General features: G+C 64.9%; 19 protein-coding genes. 9 read left to right on the forward strand and 10 right to left on the reverse strand.

What is annotated here, in order from left to right; all coding sequences use genetic code 11:
- The first annotated feature begins 2 nt into the window (after positions 1 to 2).
- From FHY55_RS16710 to FHY55_RS16735, 6 genes are read left to right on the forward strand one after another with little or no spacing between them, the layout of a single operon-like run.
- Positions 3 to 1,184, forward strand: a complete 1,182-nt coding sequence (locus FHY55_RS16710; protein ID WP_140015265.1) for an amidohydrolase family protein — start codon at positions 3 to 5, stop codon at positions 1,182 to 1,184.
- Positions 1,184 to 2,620, forward strand: coding sequence for a chlorohydrolase family protein (locus tag FHY55_RS16715; protein WP_140015266.1), 1,437 nt, complete (start codon positions 1,184 to 1,186; stop codon positions 2,618 to 2,620). The genes FHY55_RS16710 and FHY55_RS16715 overlap by 1 nt, the downstream gene beginning before the upstream one ends.
- Complete coding sequence (locus FHY55_RS16720; protein WP_140015267.1) at positions 2,617 to 3,609, forward strand: ABC transporter ATP-binding protein; 993 nt, start codon at positions 2,617 to 2,619, stop codon at positions 3,607 to 3,609. Before FHY55_RS16715 ends, FHY55_RS16720 begins: the two co-directional genes overlap by 4 nt.
- On the forward strand, positions 3,606 to 4,580 hold the full coding sequence (locus FHY55_RS16725; RefSeq protein WP_140015268.1) for an ABC transporter ATP-binding protein: 975 nt from the start codon (positions 3,606 to 3,608) through the stop codon (positions 4,578 to 4,580). The genes FHY55_RS16720 and FHY55_RS16725 overlap by 4 nt, the downstream gene beginning before the upstream one ends.
- Positions 4,570 to 5,067 carry a nucleoside deaminase gene (locus tag FHY55_RS16730; protein WP_140015269.1) on the forward strand — a complete coding sequence of 166 codons (498 nt, stop codon included), beginning with the start codon at positions 4,570 to 4,572 and terminating at the stop codon, positions 5,065 to 5,067. The genes FHY55_RS16725 and FHY55_RS16730 overlap by 11 nt, the downstream gene beginning before the upstream one ends.
- Positions 5,068 to 5,069: 2 nt before the next feature.
- Positions 5,070 to 5,714, forward strand: a complete 645-nt coding sequence (locus tag FHY55_RS16735; protein WP_140015270.1) for an aspartate/glutamate racemase family protein — start codon at positions 5,070 to 5,072, stop codon at positions 5,712 to 5,714.
- A 26-nt stretch (positions 5,715 to 5,740) separates the two neighbouring features.
- Here the strand turns inward: FHY55_RS16735 and FHY55_RS16740 are convergent, their stop codons facing one another.
- From FHY55_RS16740 to FHY55_RS16785, 10 genes are all read right to left on the reverse strand, one after another.
- Positions 5,741 to 6,220 (reverse strand): hypothetical protein, encoded by a 480-nt coding sequence (locus FHY55_RS16740; protein ID WP_371706935.1) that lies wholly within the window; start codon positions 6,218 to 6,220, stop codon positions 5,741 to 5,743.
- 258 nt (positions 6,221 to 6,478) lie between these two features.
- The gene (locus tag FHY55_RS16745) at positions 6,479 to 6,994 is read right to left on the reverse strand and encodes an ATP-binding protein (RefSeq protein ID WP_140015271.1); all 516 of its coding nucleotides are present in this window, start codon (positions 6,992 to 6,994) and stop codon (positions 6,479 to 6,481) included.
- A gap of 17 nt (positions 6,995 to 7,011) precedes the next feature.
- Entirely contained in the window at positions 7,012 to 7,515 is a 504-nt protein-coding gene (locus tag FHY55_RS16750) for a DUF1772 domain-containing protein (RefSeq protein WP_140015272.1), read from the reverse strand.
- Between the two features lie 60 nt (positions 7,516 to 7,575).
- Positions 7,576 to 8,004 carry a DUF4345 domain-containing protein gene (locus tag FHY55_RS16755; protein WP_140015273.1) on the reverse strand — a complete coding sequence of 143 codons (429 nt, stop codon included), beginning with the start codon at positions 8,002 to 8,004 and terminating at the stop codon, positions 7,576 to 7,578.
- A gap of 43 nt (positions 8,005 to 8,047) precedes the next feature.
- Positions 8,048 to 8,875: an NAD(P)H-binding protein gene (locus tag FHY55_RS16760; RefSeq protein ID WP_140015274.1), complete on the reverse strand. Its 828-nt coding sequence runs from the start codon at positions 8,873 to 8,875 to the stop codon at positions 8,048 to 8,050.
- Positions 8,876 to 8,983: 108 nt separating this feature from the next.
- Entirely contained in the window at positions 8,984 to 9,988 is a 1,005-nt protein-coding gene (locus tag FHY55_RS16765; protein WP_140015275.1) for an AraC family transcriptional regulator, read from the reverse strand.
- A 293-nt stretch (positions 9,989 to 10,281) separates the two neighbouring features.
- Positions 10,282 to 11,166 (reverse strand): pyridoxamine 5'-phosphate oxidase family protein, encoded by an 885-nt coding sequence (locus FHY55_RS16770; protein WP_140015276.1) that lies wholly within the window; start codon positions 11,164 to 11,166, stop codon positions 10,282 to 10,284.
- An 18-nt stretch (positions 11,167 to 11,184) separates the two neighbouring features.
- Positions 11,185 to 11,832 (reverse strand): glutathione S-transferase family protein, encoded by a 648-nt coding sequence (locus FHY55_RS16775; RefSeq protein WP_140015277.1) that lies wholly within the window; start codon positions 11,830 to 11,832, stop codon positions 11,185 to 11,187.
- Between the two features lie 18 nt (positions 11,833 to 11,850).
- Positions 11,851 to 12,315, reverse strand: coding sequence for a DUF1348 family protein (locus FHY55_RS16780; RefSeq protein ID WP_140015278.1), 465 nt, complete (start codon positions 12,313 to 12,315; stop codon positions 11,851 to 11,853).
- 75 nt (positions 12,316 to 12,390) lie between these two features.
- Positions 12,391 to 12,945, reverse strand: a complete 555-nt coding sequence (locus FHY55_RS16785; RefSeq protein WP_140015279.1) for a carboxymuconolactone decarboxylase family protein — start codon at positions 12,943 to 12,945, stop codon at positions 12,391 to 12,393.
- Positions 12,946 to 13,048: 103 nt separating this feature from the next.
- On the opposite strand from FHY55_RS16785, the gene FHY55_RS16790 reads away from it, so the two are divergent.
- The 3 genes from FHY55_RS16790 to FHY55_RS16800 all read left to right on the forward strand — a co-directional run bounded on the left by FHY55_RS16790 (position 13,049) and on the right by FHY55_RS16800 (position 17,544).
- A complete protein-coding gene (locus tag FHY55_RS16790; RefSeq protein WP_140015280.1) occupies positions 13,049 to 13,945 on the forward strand; it encodes a LysR family transcriptional regulator in 897 nt (298 codons plus the stop codon).
- 348 nt (positions 13,946 to 14,293) lie between these two features.
- The gene (locus FHY55_RS16795) at positions 14,294 to 16,330 is read left to right on the forward strand and encodes a TonB-dependent siderophore receptor (protein WP_254695351.1); all 2,037 of its coding nucleotides are present in this window, start codon (positions 14,294 to 14,296) and stop codon (positions 16,328 to 16,330) included.
- Positions 16,330 to 17,544, forward strand: a complete 1,215-nt coding sequence (locus tag FHY55_RS16800; protein WP_140015282.1) for an MFS transporter — start codon at positions 16,330 to 16,332, stop codon at positions 17,542 to 17,544. Before FHY55_RS16795 ends, FHY55_RS16800 begins: the two co-directional genes overlap by 1 nt.

Raw genomic sequence — 17,544 nt, forward strand, 5'->3', positions numbered from 1 at the left:
CAGTGACTTCCAAGACTATCAAGAACGTACGCCCGATGGGCGGCCCGGCCACCGACCTGCATATCGAGGGCGGCGTCTTCGTGGCGCAGGCCCCTGAGGGCGCCGAGGTGATCGACGGCGGCGGTCGCATCGTGATCCCCGGGCTGGTCGAGGCGCATACGCACCTGGACAAATCCCTGCTCGGCCTGCCCTGGTATCGCAACGAGGTCGGCCCGCGCCTGATCGACAAGATCAACAACGAGCGCGAGGTGAAGGTTTCGCTGGGCCTTGACCCGCAGGTCCAAAGCGAGCGTCACGCCATCCTCGCCATGTCGCATGGCTGCACCCACATCCGCAGCCACGTGGACGTGGACACCCACCACGGGCTGGCCGGGATCGAAGGCGTCATGGGCACGCGCGAGAAACTGGCGGGCATGGTCGATATTGAAATCGTGGCCTTCCCGCAGTCCGGCATGATGACCCGCCCCGGCACCGCCGAGCTGATGGGCGAGGCGCTGGCGCTGGGGGCTGATCTGGTGGGCGGCATCGACCCCTGCGGGATGGAGCATGACCCCAAGGGGCACCTCGATACGGTCTTTGCGCTGGCCGAGAAACACGGCAAGCCGGTGGACATTCACCTGCACGAACGCGACGCGCTTGGCTGGTTCTCGATGGAGGAAATCATCGACCGCACCGTGGCGCTGGGGATGCAGGGCAAGGTGTCGATTTCCCATGCCTTCTGCCTTGGCGCGGTGGATCGCGCCTACGTGGCGGGGCTTCAGGAAAAACTGGCCGAGAACCGCATCCATATCCTGACCACCGCGCCCGCTTCTGCCCCCGTCCCGGCGGTCAAGGAGTTGAAGGCGCTTGGCATCCTGACCGGCGCGGGCTGCGACGGCATCCGCGACACATGGGGGCCCTACGGCAACTCCGACATGCTGGAAAAAGCGATGCAGATCGGCATGCGCAACAACCTGCGCCGCGATGACGAGGTGGAGCTGGCGTTGGAAATCTGCACCTTTGGCGGGGCCGCGATCATGGGGGTCGAGGGCTACGGACTGGACGCGGGCTGCCGCGCCGATTGCCTGCTGGTCGAGGGCGAGACCCTGGCCGAGGCCGTCGTCACCCATGCGCCGCGCAAGCTGGTGCTGAAGGGCGGCGAAGTGATTGCCCGCGACGGCGCCTGCGTGATCGAGGCCCCGTGATGGAGGGTCGCACGCTTCTTTCGGCCCGCTGGGTCATCGGTCATCAAGGCGGGCGCCACGTGGTTCATGAGCATGGCGTGGTGGTGATCGAAGGCTGCGACGTGCTGCACGTCGGCTCCGGTTTCGAGGGCGAGGTCGCGCGGCGGATCGACTATGGCGAAGCGGTGATCTCGCCCGGTTTCGTCGACCTTGATGCGCTGTCCGATCTCGACACCACGATCCTTGGCTACGACAACGGCCCGGCGTGGAAAAAGGGGCGGGTCTGGCCCGAAAGCTACATCGCGCGCGGACCTTACGAGATGTATCGCCCCGAGGAACTGGCCTTTCAGAAGCGCCATGCCTTCGCCCAGCTGATCCGCAACGGGATCACCACGGCGCTGCCCATCGCCTCGCTATTTTACCGCGCATGGGGCGAGACGGTGGCAGAGTTCGACGCCGCCGCCACCGCCGCCGAAGACCTCGGGCTGCGAGTCTACCTTGGCCCGGCCTATCGCACCGGCGGGCAGGTGACGGATGCGACGGGCAATATCCGGGCGGTCTTTGACGAGGCGCGCGGGCTGGCCGGGCTGACAGAGGCCGCCGATTTCGCCCAACGCATCGACGGCACCGCCGAAGGCCGCATCCGCGCCATGTTCGCCCCCGACCGGATCGAGACCTGCACCGAGACGCTGCTGAACCGCACCGCCGAGATCGCTTCGGAGATGGGCGCGCCGGTGCGTCAGCATTGCAGCCAGTCGTCGGTGGAACTGCGGCTGGTGCGTGAACAGCACGGCTGCGCGCCGATTGAATGGCTGCACCGCATCGGCGCGTTGCGCGGCAACTGGCTGCTGCCGCATGGCACGCAGGCGACCGACGCAGAATTCGACCTGATCGCCAATGCTGGCGCCACGCTGGTGCATTGCCCGCTGGTCGCCGCGCGCCATGGCGGGATGCTCAAGAGCTTTCCCAAGGCCCGCGCCAAGGGCATCACCATCGGGCTGGGCACCGACACGCATCCCGCCGACATGATCCTCAACATGCAGATCGGCATGATGATGGCGCGGGTGTCGGACGGCATGGAGGCAATCCGCTCCGAAGAGATGTTCGACGCCGCCACGCTGGGCGGGGCTGACGCGCTGAACCGGCCCGATCTGGGCCGCCTTGCCCCCGGCACCAAGGCCGATATCGCGGTGATCGACCTGCGCCAGACCCTGCAAACCCCCGACCCGGTGCAGACGCTGATGACCTCCGCCTCTGGCCGCGACGTGCGCGATGTCTGGATCGACGGGCGGCAGGTGATGGCTGACGGGGTGATCCCCGGCGTTGATGCCGCCGCAGATGCCACCCGCGCGCAGGCGCAATTCGATCGCCTGATCGCCAAGTACCCCGACCGCACCGCCGGCCATCCGCCGGTCTCCGAAATCTTCACCCCCAGTTACGAGAGGGCCACGCCATGAGCGATGTCGTTCTCGACGTGCAGAACCTGCGCGTCGAATTTCCCACACGAAAGGGCGTTCTGACCGCAGTCGACGATATCTCGCTGCAAATCCGGCGCGGCGAGATCCTCGGCATGGTTGGTGAATCCGGGGCCGGCAAGTCGATGACCGGCATGTCGATCCTGGGTCTGTTAGAGCCGCCGGGCCGCATCGCCGCCGGGACGATCCATCTGTCGGGCGACCGGATCGACGACCTTGACGACCGCGCCATGCAATCCGTCCGCGGCCGCCGCATCGGCGCGATCTTCCAGGACCCGCTGACCTCGCTCAATCCGCTGTTCCGGGTCGGCGATCAGCTGGTCGAAACCATCCGCCTGCACACCGACCTCGACAAATCCGCCGCCCGCGAACGCGCCAAGGAGCTGATGCGCGAGGTGGGCATCCCGGCCGTGGAAGAGCGCATCGACAGCTACCCGCACCAGTTCTCGGGCGGGATGCGCCAGCGGATCGTGATTGCGCTGGCGCTTTGCGCCGAGCCGGAGCTGATCGTGGCGGATGAACCGACCACCGCGCTCGACGTCTCGATCCAGGCGCAGATCACCGCGCTGCTGAAACGGCTCTGCCGCGAGCGGGGCACGGCGGTGATGCTGGTGACGCATGACATGGGCGTGATCGCCGAAACCGCCGACCGGGTGGCGGTGATGTATGCCGGGCGGTTGGCCGAGATCGGCAGCGTCGATGACCTCGTGCGCCGCCCGCGCCACCCTTATACCACCGGGCTGATGGGCTCGATCCCGTCGCTGCGCAAGGACGTGGAGGAGTTGCAGATGATCCCCGGCTCCATGCCGCGGCTCAATGCCATTCCGCAGGGCTGCGCCTTCAACCCGCGCTGCGCCCATGCCGGGCCGCGCTGCCGCGCCGAGGTGCCGAAGATCGCGCAGGAAGAGACCACCGGCGCCGCCTGCTGGCTGGCGCAGACCGGAACCGTAGACCAAGGAGAAGCCGCATGACCCTCCGCCCCAATGCCATCCTCGAGGTCGACGCGCTCGAACGCCGCTTCGACGTCTCGGCCCCCTGGCTCAACCGGCTGATCGAGCGCAAGCCGCGCAAGACCCTGCGCGCCGTCGATGGCGTCGATTTCATCATCCAGCGCGGCCAGACGCTGGCGCTGGTGGGCGAGAGCGGCTGCGGCAAGAGCACCATCGCCAAGCTGGTCACCGGGCTGCACGCCCCCTCGGGCGGCAGCATCCGGTTTCACGGTGACCGCGACCGGCTGCAGATGATCTTCCAGGACCCCTTTGCCAGCCTCAACCCGCGCTGGCGCGTCGCCCGGATCATCGCCGAACCGCTGCGCACCTTGAAGCCAGACACGCCCGAAGCCGAGGTGTCGGCCCGCGTTGACGAGCTCTTGCGCACCGTGGGGCTGGCCCCCGCAGATGGTCTCAAGTTCCCGCATGAGTTTTCCGGCGGCCAGCGCCAACGCATCTCCATCGCCCGGGCGCTGGCCGGTGAGCCGGAGTTCCTTGTCTGCGATGAGCCGACCTCGGCGCTGGATGTCTCGGTGCAGGCGCAGGTGCTGAACCTGATGAAACGGCTGCAGAAAGAGATGGAGCTGACCTATCTCTTCATCAGCCACGACCTGAGCGTCGTGCGCCACATGGCCGACGTGATCGCGGTGATGTACCTGGGCCGCATCGTCGAGATCCAGCCAACCGCCGATCTGTTCGCCAATCCGCTGCATCCCTACACCCGGCTGCTGCTCGACACGATCCCCGACCTCGAAGCGCCCAAGCGCGACCGCAGCCCGATGGGGGGCGAGGTGCCTTCGCCGGTCTCGCCGCCCTCGGGCTGCAGCTTTCACCCGCGTTGCCCGCTGGCCTTTGACCGCTGCAAAACCGAGCGCCCGCAGCGCCGCGCCACTGTCCACAATCGCCGCGTCGCCTGTTTCGCCGCCGAAGAAGGAACCCCCGATGTACAATGAAACCTTCCTGCGCCGCGCCATCGCGATCTCGGCCGAGGCGTTGAAGACCCCCGGCACCGAGCCCTTCGGCGCGGTCATCGTCAAGGACGGCAAGATCGTCGGCGAGGGCATCAACCGCTCGGTGATGAACCACGATCCGACCTCGCATGGGGAAACCGAAGCCATCCGGGACGCCTGCCGCAATCTCGAAACGGTCGATCTGCGCGGCTGCCAGCTTTACTCCAGCTGCGAACCTTGCGCGCTTTGCGTGGCGGCGATGAACATCGCCGGGATTACCGCACTCTACTATGCCGCCGATATGGCGCAGGCCGGCGATGCCATCGCCGATCTGCCCGAGGCTGCGCGCTTCCCGGTGGATGTGGACCGTCTGACCCATGAATGCGGCCATGCGGTCACCGAGCGCCTTATGCCCTCCGAACAACACCTCGACGCCGAAGCCACGCAGATCCTGCAGGATTGGGCCAGCTTCGCCCGCGCGCAGGTCTGACCGTGCGCCTGCTCTACCTGAACCCCAATGCCACCGAGGCGATGACGCAGAGCATGGTCTCGGTGGCGCGCGATGCCGCGCCGGGGGCAGAGGTGCTGGGCTGGACCAACCACACAGGCCCGGCCGCCATTCAGGGGCCGGAGGATGGCGAGGCCGCTGTAGACGGGCTGCTTTCGATGCTGCCAGAAGCACGGGCCAGAGGCGTGGATGCAATCGTTATAGGTTGTTTTGACGACACCGGGCTGGGCCGGATGCGGGCCGCGGCGCATTGCCCGGTGATCGGCATCGGTCAGGCGGCCATGTCGCTTGCTGCGCTGCACAGCCCGCGCTTCGGGATCGTGACAACACTGGAGGTTTCGGTGCCGGTGATTGCGCAGAACGTGGCCGCCTATGGCCATAACGATGCCTGCGTCGGCGTCCTCGCCTCCGGCCTTCCGGTGCTGGAGGTCGAACAGGGCGGAGCGGGTGTAGAAATCCGACTGGCGGAAACCATTGCCAATGCCAAAGCCGCTGGCGCCGGGGCTGTCATTCTTGGGTGCGCCGGAATGTCCGGCCTGCGTCAGTCGCTCGCGGCGCAGACCGGGACGGTGCTGATTGATGGCGTCGTGGCCTCCGCAGCCATGGCCCAAGCCCTGGCCCATCACTGACCTTTGGGGCCGCAACAGGTGCCGCGTTACCCGGGGGCGGTAAGATCGTCGATGGCCTGCATCACAGCGGCGGTGTGCTGCGCCTCCTGCGCCGCCGCATGGGGGCTGGCAAACCGCCCGCTGTCATTGTCGAAGTACTGGCCGGATGCCTCGGCAAACGCGCCCGACAACGCGGCGCGGCGCAAAATGTTTGCGCCGATCCGCAGGTCGTTACCGGCCACACCAAAGCCCTCCTTCACCATTTTCGAAGCGAGCAGCGAGCCGGGGTTCACGGCAACAAAGACCGGCCCGCCCGGATGTTGGCGCGCCATCTCTTGAGTCCAGATCGTGATCGCCAGCTTGCTTTGCGCATAGGCCCCCATATGATCAAGCGCCACCTCGCCCCGCAGCGCGGCCACGTCCACAGGCGCTTGCGCCGCCGACGACAGGTTCACCACACGCCCCTCTGCGGGGAGGATCGGAAGCAGAGCCTGCGTCAGCACATAGGGCGCGAGGGTGTTGACCACAGAGCGCACATCCAGCCGGCATATGTATGTTCTGAGGATATCGCAGCAGGCCGTCTGAGCCGCCTCCTGCCGGATTGGACAGCTGGCCTGCCGGAGATCAGCCTTCTGATGCACGAGCGAAGGGGAAACCCGCCACAGGTTGACTCCCTCGCTGCCTTCCTGCGCCGCGAATTGCCGGGTGTCATGAACGGTGGCAGGAGCGTGTAACGAACCGGACCATCTCACCGCGGTCGGCTCGTGACATGAACTTGTCTCGCCTCAGGGCGCTGCGTCCATGCGGTGAACCTGCACCTCGAACCCTTCCTCCGGGCGCGGCAGCACGAAGTGGCGGGAAATCTGGTGAAACTGCGCCTCGGTGGCAACGAATGGATGCTCTCCCGCCGTATTCCGAGCCCTGAGCCGCGCCAGACAAACCTCCTCGGGCACATCGAGCAGGTGGAGCACATGCGCCGCGTTCGTTTTGTCGAGAATGCCGCGCATCCAAGACCGTGCTTCAACAGTGTTTGCTTGAAAATCGAGGACCACCGACAGGCCGGCATCAAGAAGCGCAGCGACATGCGGGCCAAGGACACTGCGCAGGAGCGCGGAGCACCGTACATAATCCTGGATGGAGCTCATCTGCTCGCCATAGAGACCCGAGAGCCACTCATCCTCCCGGATCACAACCGTTCCGCTCTGGCGCCCGAGGGTGGCGGCCAGCGTGGACTTCCCGGCAGCGATCCGTCCGCAGATGATGTGCAAAGTCGGTCGTGGCGTTGTGGTCGGGCTTTGCATGTCTTGGTCCTTGTCCCTTACGCAAACCGCGCCTGTGATAGCGTCATCAACCCGAATAGCAACAATGCCGCCGCAAGGCCGCAGGCGATTGTTCGGAGCGTATTCCAGAACGTCCAGCGCGGCACATAGGTGCCCGTCCAGTAGGCACGGGTCGCCTCTTGCGAGAGGTCCATGCGGGCCAGCGCCTCGTTCATTGGTACGTTGAAGGCGACCGTGACGCTAAAGCAGCCGACAAGGTAAACAAGCCCCGCCGCCGCAAACAGCGTTGCAGCCGGGCCTGTCAGGCCCAAAGCGGCATAGACGATCAGCGCCAGCGAGGCGGGGGCGAGGCCGAGGAAGAGGGCCATGAAGACCCAGCGAAATACCTCTCGGTTGATGGCCTGCATCGCCTCCGCGCCACCTTGGCCGCTGGTCGCGGCGAGGGCGCGCATGATGAAATCCGAGAACGCGAGGAAGACGCCACCGACCAGCGCATAAGCAAGGACGGCGAGATGAGCGAAGGTGAAGAAGAACGGTAACATTAAAGGCTCCTTGAGATGGGGCGGCGGCCAGACAGCAAGGCCCGTGGCGCCGTGGCAGGTTCAGTGCGCGCGCTGCGCAGCGGAGAGGCGAGGTTCCGGCGTCCAGAGGCGCTGGCGAAATGCCGCGAGGCAGAGCGCGGCGATCAACAGCTCGATGACGAGCGCGCCGACGACGCTGCCAGAGGGCATCCCGTCCACCGCAAGCCCGACCAGTCGCCCGACCGGAAAGGCGACGAAGACGGTTAGGGCCGCAGCCATGGCGACGGGCAGAACCGCGTGTCGCCAGATGCCGAGCAGCATCAAAAGGCCGAACCCGGCAAGGCCAGCGCCGGGCGCACGCAGTTCACTCAACAGGCTGGCATCTTCGCCGAGCGTGATGCCGTAGCTGGCATAAAAGGCATGCGGCGCGAACAGGATGAAGGCACCGATGCTCAGCGCGGTCAGGCCGGAGAGGCCCAACGCAACTTTCTCGAAGAGGGTGGGTTTCATGTGGCGTTCCTTTCTTTGGGTGATGTCAGGTAGTTGGCTGATGTCAGGCGACGCTTGTCCAAGCACCGCCCCGGGCGGCGCCGAGTGCGAAATCCGCAAAATCACGGGGGCTGCGGCCGAGCGCGCGCATCACGCCATCCGTGGTGTGAGCGTTGCGCCCGTCCAGCGTCTCCCGCGCAATGGCGGTGAAGACATCGGCAACAAAATCGCCGCCCGCCTGGGCGATATTCGCGTGGAACGCCTCGAAGCTGATCGGCACATGCTGGATCTCGCTTCCGGTGGCCCGCGAAAGCTCAGCCGCCATCTCCGCGAATGTCATGAGCCGCGGGCCGGTCACTTCGTAGAGTTGCCCCCTGTGGCCCTCTTCGGTCAGCGCGGCAACGGCGACATCGGCAATGTCGTCGATGTCGATGATTGGCTCGGCGATATCGCCGCCGGGCATCGGCAGGACGCCAGCGAGGACCGGGTCGCGCAGGTAGCCTTCGGAGAAGTTCTGCGCAAACCACGCAGCCCGGACGATGGTGAAGTCGACGCCCGAATTGCGCACCACCTCTTCGCCCAGCCGCGCATGATGCTCGCCGCGGCCCGAAAGCAGCACAAGGTGTTCGACCCCCACATCCCGCGCCGTCTCGCAAAGAGACTCGAGCTTCTCCACCGCACCGGGAAAGGCAAGGTCGGGGAAGTAGGTGACATAGGCCGCGCGAGCCCCACGCAGGGCCGGCGCCCAGGTCTCGGGGGCCTCCCAATCGAAAGGCGTTACAGAGCTGCGCGCGCCGCGGCGCACGGGCAGGCCCCGCGCCTCGAGGCGGCTGGCAACGCGGCGACCGGTCTTGCCGGTTGCGCCGATAACGAGGATTGGTTGGTCTTGCATCGGGTATCTCCCTGGCTTTGGTTTCGATAGCCAGGGGATATGCGCGGGGATGCCGGGCGGTATTGACCGCTGATGCCAGCCTTTTGACCGACGGTGCCAATGCGCCTGTCAGCGGCGGGGCATGTCCTTGCGGTAGCTCGCAGGTGTTTTGCCGACCCAGCGCTTGAATGCCCGGGTGAAGGCGCTCTGTTCGGAAAATCCGGTGAGAAACGCGATTTCAGCCAAAGAATGGGTCTCGTCCCGCAGGAGCCCCTCAGCAAGGTTGCGCCGGGTTTCTTCGGTAAGGCCCTGAAAGCTCATCCCATGCTCCGAAAGACGCCGATGGAAAGACCGCGCACTGAGCCCCAGCCCGCTGGCGATCTCGGCCATCTTCGGCGCGCCTTCGCTGAGGGCTTGGGCGATTGCGGCCTTGGCCTGCGTGACAAGTGCAGGTGCGCGGGTAATCTTGGAAAGTTCCGCGTCGAGATGCTTGGTGAGGTATTGCGAGATCCCCTCGTCCCCGAGAATGTTGGGCCGGGCCAGCGTTTCGTCCGAATACAGGATCGCGTCGAGCTGGGCGCCAAAGCGCACCGGGCAGCCGAACCACGCCTCATGCGCGGCGATGGAACGCGGGGCGGAGTGCCGGACGAGCACTTCCACCGGCGCCAGCGCCACCGGGCAGACCTGCCGGGCGATGGAAACGGCGCTGGCCAGCGTGGCTTCGTTCGACAGCCGCATCCCAAGCCGCCGTTCGCCCGCCCGATGGAGGATGAAAAGCGTTCCCCCGGGCGCCGGCCGCAGTTCATACTCGACGACACTGGTCCACAGCCGCGCATAACGTTCGATCCGCGCATAGGACGCCCCGAGCGTCGTCGCCGCCTTGAAGGCCAGCCCGAGGGCGCCGTATTCGTCGAGCCGCATGGAGGCACCCGTGCGCACCGGCAAGTCTGTTACATCGGTCTGCTCGGCGATCCTTTCGAACATGTCATAGTAGAGCTCGGCAGGGATCATCTTGCCGGGGTCCCAAGAGGCGTCAGGATCAATCCCGACACTGGCCAACATCGCCGCAGCATCGACCTCACCGCCCGCCGCGGCGATCACCTTGCGCGCAAAGAGCGACGTCACATACCCCATGAGGCGCATCTTACGGTGCGCTTTGTGAACGGCCAAGCTCGCGGTGGAACCGGGCTGCGGCAGGCTGAAAAACCTCGCCATGATTGGCATCACATCAAACCTGCGCGGGCCGAGAAGGACATTTCCTGCCGCGATCCGTGGGATGGTGTGGAGGGCTCGAACCGGCCGGTGGTGTCTGCCCAAGGCCCCGAACCTCTCACAGCAGCCCGGGGAAAGGTGGCCTAACCATCACAAACACGCAGCCTCACATTTTGAACGGCGGGCAGCCGCGTCAGACCGTGATCCACTGTCTCTCAGCCTTTTGCGATGCCGCCGCCCGGCAACGCATGCCGCACATGCCACACCTCCTCGGGGTGGATGTCCACGACCCGCTCGGCCTGCTCGAACTCCGCGGCACGGGTCGGGGACCAGTCGATCCCTGCCCCGCCCGTCAAAAGGATGGCTTCGCCGCTCGTGAAATCCGGAATGAACAACCCGGCGCGGCGGCTGACGTCGATATTGCCAAGCGTGTTGTAAAACCGGTTGCCGGCATAGTCCGGAAAGGAGAGCGAGCCGTCCGCGTTCTGGCGCAGGAGGCCGGGCATTCCACCGCGATGAGAAACGTCCGCCCCCTCCTTCGCATGGGTGGCGATGAAGAACGTGTCTGCGGAAGAGATGATCCGCTGCGCGTCCGCATCGCAGAGGGCAACACGCGCGCCTTCTGCGGGCGGCAGCGGAGCGGCAGGCAGGCGAATATCGCGCGTCCGGATGTATTTCGGGCAGTTGCCGAAGCTCTGTTCGACCTCGATGGACAAACTGCCCTCTGCCACGTCGCAGAGGACGCCATTCATTCGATTGCGCCGCCGGGTTGCGAATTCGAGCCCGAGAACGGCTGCGTTAGCGCCCGGCCGCAGATCCAGGCCGATCGATTCAGCAAGAACCGGACGGGCGCGGGCTGTCAGTCGGGTGGGCGTCGCCTGCGCCGCCGCGGGCAGCATACAGGCCGTCGCCCACGGCCGGCCCTGCATGTCCCGCAGGCCGAGAAACAGCATTGGCTGGCTTTCAAAGAACCGCTGGTGCTGCTCAGGCATCGTCGCTCGAATGGCGCGTGCAGCGCGTGCGCGCCATTTCTCGGGGAGGCCAACGCGATCCTGCACCGCTCGTTCGCCAGCATGGAAGACTTGCTCAGGCCGGGTCATGGAAACCGCCTTTCCGTTTCAAGTGCCTTCGGGGATTGGCGAGCTGGCCATGCCCACGAAGCCGGGCAACCTCTCAATCCGCGCCAGCCACGCGCGAATGGCGGGATAGGCCGCAAGGCTGACGCCACCTTCGGGGGCATGGGCGATGTAGCTGTAGCCGGCGATATCAGCGATGGTGACGCTTGAGCCGACCAGAAATTCGCGGCTCTGCAAGAGAGGCTCCATCACAGCGAACAATCTTTGCGCCTTGGCCTTGGCGGCCTCATGATCCAGCGGGGCACCAAAGACCTTTACCAGCCGCGCCAACGCTGGCCCGCTGGCGATTTCACCGGCAGCGACAGACAACCAGCGCTGCACTTCCGCCGCGGCTTCGGGAGCGTCGGGTAGCCAAGTGTGGCCATTGGGATATTTCCGCACCAGATAAACGAGGATGGCATTGGAATCCGACAGGATAATGCCGTTGTCATCAATGGCGGGAACCTGCCCAAAGGGGCTGATCTCAAGGTACTCGGGGGCTTTATGTGCGCCACCTGCCAAGTCCAGATCGACAGGGTCGCAAGGCACCCCAAGCAGCGACATCATCAGCTCCACCCGGTGGCAGTGGCCAGACTTTGCATAGCGGTACAGTTTGATCGGTGCGGCACCGGCGGGGAAATGCGGGTTCATTTGGATGTTCTCCATGGGTCAAAGACCAAGTTCAGACAGACCAGGGTGATCGTCGGGTCGGCGGCCGAGGGGCCAATGAAACTTGCGGTCAGTCTCGCGGATCGGGTGTTCATTGATGCTCGCATGGCGGGCTGCCATCAGCCCGTCGTCGGCGAATTCCCAGTTCTCGTTGCCGTAGGCCCGAAACCACTGCCCGCTGTCATCGCAGTATTCGTAGGCATAGCGCACCGCGATGCGGTTACCCGCGAAGGCCCAGAGTTCCTTGATGAGGCGACACTCCAGTTCGCCCGCCCATTTGCGGTTCAGGAAAGCCTCGATCTCGGCGCGCCCCTTTGGGAACTCAACGTGATTGCGCCAACGGCTGTCCGGCGTATAGGCCAGCGCCACACTGGCCGGGTCGCGAGAATTCCAGCCATCTTCGGCAAGGCGAACCTTGTGCCTGGCGCTGTCTTCAGCGAAGGGAGGAAACGGGGCACGGCTCATCGGCGCCTCCTTTCAGTCTTGGTTTCAGGGCTTGAGAGGCAAGCGACCGGGCAAGGCCCGGCCGCCTCACAGAGATCAGGCTGCGCGTTCGCGGGCATCGACCATCGGAAAGTCGATTTCGGTCTGGGCGAGCTCGTTCAGGTAGTTGGTCCAGATATTCAACGCCACATGCTGCACGATCTCGATGATCTGGCCGTCGTCGTAACCTGCATCGCGGATATCGCGCAGATCGTCCGCCCCGACGCGACCACGCGCGTCGACAACCTTCACGGCGAACCGCACGGCGGCGTCTGCCTTGGCGTCGAGCGAGCGGCCGGACCGGTTGGCCGCGATTTCGGCTTCGTCGAGCTTGGCGAGGTTCTTGCCCAAATAGGTATGGGCAGAAAGACAGTAGTTGCAGCCGTTGATCTGCGCCACGGCCAGCGCGACGCGTTCGCGGGTGGCGGCCGGCAGGCGGCCTTTGCCGAGCGCACCGGACAGGCCAAGATACCCTTCCAATGCGGCCGGGCTGACGCTGACAAGGCGGAACAGGTTGGGGACCGTGCCCAGCTGTTTCTCGACAGCTTGCAGCAATGGCTGCGAAGGCGCTGGCGCGGTGGCGATGTTATCGGGGTAGACGATACGAGACATGTCAAAGCTCCTCTGCTTGTCGTGTGAGCAGGACTTAGTTACTTCCGCAAAGTGGCAGTAGCTGGTATAATTGAGAGGTAGGCTTCCATTAATTGGAAAAGTCATGACCGACCGTCTTGAGACCATGTCCATCTTTGTGCGCGTCGTGGACGAAGGCAGCCTGACCGCCGGCGCACGTGCCCTGCGGATGCCCATCGCCACGGTCAGTCGTCGGATCAGCGAGTTGGAGGGTAAGCTTGGTGCGGAACTTTTGCTGCGCTCTCCCCGGGGGCTGACGCTCACCGACACCGGAAGAACCTACGTCGCGGACTGTCGCAGGATCCTGGAAGACGTGTCAGAAGCCGAACGCAACGCATCGGGCGAATTCACCGCGCCGCGGGGAACGCTGACGATGACCGCGCCCATCGTCTTTGGCCGGTCGCACGTCCTGCCCGCAGTGACTGCTTTCCTGAGGGCCTTTCAGGATATCGACGTGCGGCTTGAACTGACCGACCGCCCGGTGAACCTCCACGAGGAACACCTCGATCTGGCGGTGCGCATCGGGGAGCTTGCGGACAGCGCGTGCATCGCCCGCAAGGTGGGCGAGGTGCGCCGGATCGTCTGCGCCAGCCCCTCCTATCTCGAGAAACGGGAAACGCCAAAGCGGCCCGGCGACTTGGCAAATCTGGAAGGCATCACCTTCCACAACCTTATGTCACCGCGGAACTGGCGCTTCGGATCCGGCCGACAGGAGATCATCGTTCCGGTCCGTTCGCGCCTGATCGTGAATACCGCTGAAGCCGCCATTGATGCCGCTGTTGACGGGCTGGGCTTCACCCGCGTCCTGTCGTACCAGGCCGCCGCTGCAATCAAGGCGGGGCGGCTCGTGCCCCTTCTTCAGGATTTCGAACCAGAGCCCTGGCCGGTCCACCTGCTCTATGAGCCACGCGCCCTGATCCCACAGAAGCTCCGGGCCTTCCTCGATTTCGCCGCGCCGAGAATCGCAAGCAGCATGCCCTGACCCTCCCCCACAGGCGGCCAGCACGTAGGCCAAGCGGGACACTTCGAGGAGGTGGTGAGCATCCGCTTTCACCACAAACGCCTAGCAGCCCCGGCGTGGCCACCCCGAAAAGCCCACCCCCACACCTCTGATTTGTTGCCCCAAAGATACAGCCCCGCAGCGTCAGTGATGACCAATCAAGCCAACCGGATTGATCTTTCCTGACAAAAACAGTCAAGACGCCATCAAGAACGCCTCAGCCATGAAGCAGCCAAGGCCACCATTTTGGAGGCTCTTATGCTTGTTTCTCGAATTGGCCTAATCACTGGGGTCGCGGCGGCTTCGACCACGGCTCTCGCCACGCGCTCGTTGGCGCAGAATAGCGAGGTTTTTCTTCTCGGGACGATCCATGTCGAGGCGGAAAGCGATGATACGTTGGTGCAGAACGGATATGTGCCCCAGAGCGGTCGACAGGCCACGCGCACCGATACCCCGATCCGCGACATCCCACAGAACATCAGCACGGTGACGCAAGACCAGATCGAGGACCAGAGACCACGCACGCTGCTGGATGCGCTTGGCTATACCTCGGGCGCGAGCACCACCAACTTCGGCTATGACAGCCGCTATGACGCGATCTACCTGCGCGGTTTCTCCGCCTATTCCACCGGTTTGTTCCGTGACGGGCTGCGGCAGGTGAACGGACCCTCGGCGTGGTATCAGAACTATCCCTACAGCCTTGAGGCACTCGCGGTCCTGAAGGGGCCATCGTCCGCCACCTACGGTGTCAGCGGCTCGGGCGGCATCGTCAACGTGGTGTCGAAACGGCCCAAGGAGGAGGCCTACAACGAGGTGCAGCTGACCTTCGGCACCGATGACCACAAGGAACTGGGCTTCGACCTCACCGGGCCGCTCGGAGATGGCCGCCTGAGCTATCGTATGACCGGGGTGGTGCGCGATGCGGATACACCGCTTGAAGGCTTTCAGGACAACCTGACCATGATCGCCCCGGCGCTGACCTACAAGCTGACCGAGCGCACAACGGTGACGCTGCTCACCGAATACGCCAAGTCGACGCGGGGCGGCACGGCCTCTTACTACAACGCGTCCTATGGTGAGGCGTTTGACATCTATATCGGCGATCCCGAGTACAACGATTTCGTCAACGAGCAATGGCGCCTCGGATACGAGATCACGCATGAGCTGTCCGACAATGTGACCCTGCATCAGAAGCTGCGCTACTCGGAGGTCGATGCGGACCTAGAGTTCAGCGGGCTCTATGACGCGGGCGCCGATCTGGGCCGCTTCTGGGGCCATTACCTTGAAAACTCAAAGAATCTTGTCGCCGACCTGAGCTTGGAAGCCTCCTTTACCACCGGCGCGCTCAACCACAGGCTGGTGACGGGGCTGGATTACAGCAATACCTCCTATGATGCCTATTACGGCGGCGTAAACTACGTGTCGGCGGCTGCGGCAGATGCGATCGACCAGCCCTATTCCGCCGGGCAGGACATGAGACAATACGGCGTCTACCTGCATGACCAGATCAGCACCGGAGGTTGGAGCTTCTACCTCAGCGGGCGCTACGACTGGGTCGAGACCACGACATACGACGCCGCCCAGAGCGGCACCGAGACATCCGCCGAGGGCTTCTCGGGCCGGATCGGGGCCAGCTACGCGGTCAACAGCGACCTGACGGTCTTTGCCAACCTGTCGAGCAGCTTCGTTCCCACCACCGGTCTGGTCTACGACGGGGCAGACGCGCCGGACAGCGGGCGCGCTGCCGATCCGACGCGGGGCCTGCAAAAGGAGATCGGCCTCAAGTACCAGCTGCCCGGCACCGAGAGCCTGATCTCTGCCTCGGTGTTCGACATCCGGCAGGAAGACGGCGTAGTTTATCAATCCGTCGATCCGGCAGACTTTGGCGGGCTCTACCAAGTGCAGGTGCCCTATGACCTGCACTCGCGCGGGGTCGAGATCGAGGGTCAGTTCAACTTCAAGAACGATCTGCGCATGACGGCCTCCTACACCTATCTCGACATGGAGATCGAAGCGGGCGCCTCGGGCACCGAGGGCAACCAGCTTTCGGCGACGCCGAGGCACAGCGCCTCAATCTGGGGGTTCTACGAGCCGAGGGCGGGCCTGCTCCAAGGTTGGGGCCTCGGGGCCGGTCTGCGCTATGTGGGCGAAAGCTGGGGCGATGATACCAACACCTTCCGAAACGACGACCAATTCTATGCGGACCTGTCGCTGACCTACGATTTCGGGCAGGTCGGCGTTGACGGGCTGGGCCTTCAGGTGAACGTCAAGAACGCCTTCGACAACACCGATCAAACCTGCAGCGCGGGCTATTGCTACCGCACCGAAGGCCGCACTGCGACCGCCAGCATCGCCTACCGTTTCTGATGCCCGAGCAACGGAGCACCTGGGGCGCCATCGGGGCCATCGGTGGCGTCTACGTGGCGCAAAGCGTCATCGGGGGCGTAACATGGACGGGGCTACCCGGTGTCTTACGGGCGCAGGAGCTTCCGCTGGACCAGATCGGGTTGGTCTCGCTGTTGGTGCTCCCCTGGGCGCTGAAGTTTCTCTGGGCGCCACCCGTGGAGCGGTTTCGCCTGCCCGATGGCGGGCGCGACCGGTCCGCCAGTATCGTGCTGACCGGGGCGGCGGTGGTGATCGCCGCGCTGATCGTCGTCGGGCTCGTTGGCCCGTTTCCGGTGCTTCCCGTTCTGGCGATCCTGATGGTGGCGGCCTTCGCAACCGCCACCGTCGATATTGCCTGTGACGGCTATGCCGTCGCTGCGCTGAAGAACACGCGCTACGGCTGGGGCAACGCCGCGCAGGTGGGCGGCGCCTATCTCGGCTCGGCCATCGGCGGCGGCCTGTTTCTCATTCTGGTGGCTCATGCAGACTGGCTCAGCGGCACATGGGTCATGGCGCTTGTCATCGCCCTGCTTTGCCTGCCCTTCGCGTTGCTGGCCCGACGCCCAAAACCCGTGCCGCGCCCACATGTGCCCAGCTTGCGTGCCGCGCTGGGGCGCCCCGAAGTCAGGCAGGGGCTGTTGGTCGCCGCGCTCTACGTCGTGGCGCAGAAGACCGCGATGGGTATGTTCGGCCCGTTCTTCATTGATGCAGGCTACGATCTTGCCCGGCTCGGCATCCTCAGCGGCGTTGGCGGCCTGACACTGGGGTTTCTGGGCGCGATGCTCGGCGGCGGTGCCGTGCGCCGGTTCGGGGCGCGCCGCGTGCTTGTCGGCGCGGTCGCGCTGCAGTCGGCGGTCCTTGCCGTCGTGGCGCTGTCGGCCGATGATGCGCTGCTGCCCGCTGCCATGGTGGCGCCCCCTGCAATGGTGGCGAGTGCGGCGGTTATGGCCTTCGGCTTCGTTGCCCTCTACGGTCAGTTCATGAGCTGGTCCGATCCACGGCAAGGCGGGGTCGACTTCACGCTGTTTCAATGCATGGATGCCGCGATTTCAATGGCGGCTGGAACCGCGGCCGGATTTATCGCAGAGCATCTCGGCTACGGTGTCTTTTTCGGGCTCGCCTGTGCGCTCTCTCTAGCAGCGCTGCCGATGATCTGGCGCGTCGGAGGTGTCTGGCCGATGGAGAACACCCGCTGA

This window comes from Oceanicola sp. D3, from assembly GCF_006351965.1.
Classification (GTDB): Bacteria; Pseudomonadota; Alphaproteobacteria; order Rhodobacterales; family Rhodobacteraceae; genus Vannielia.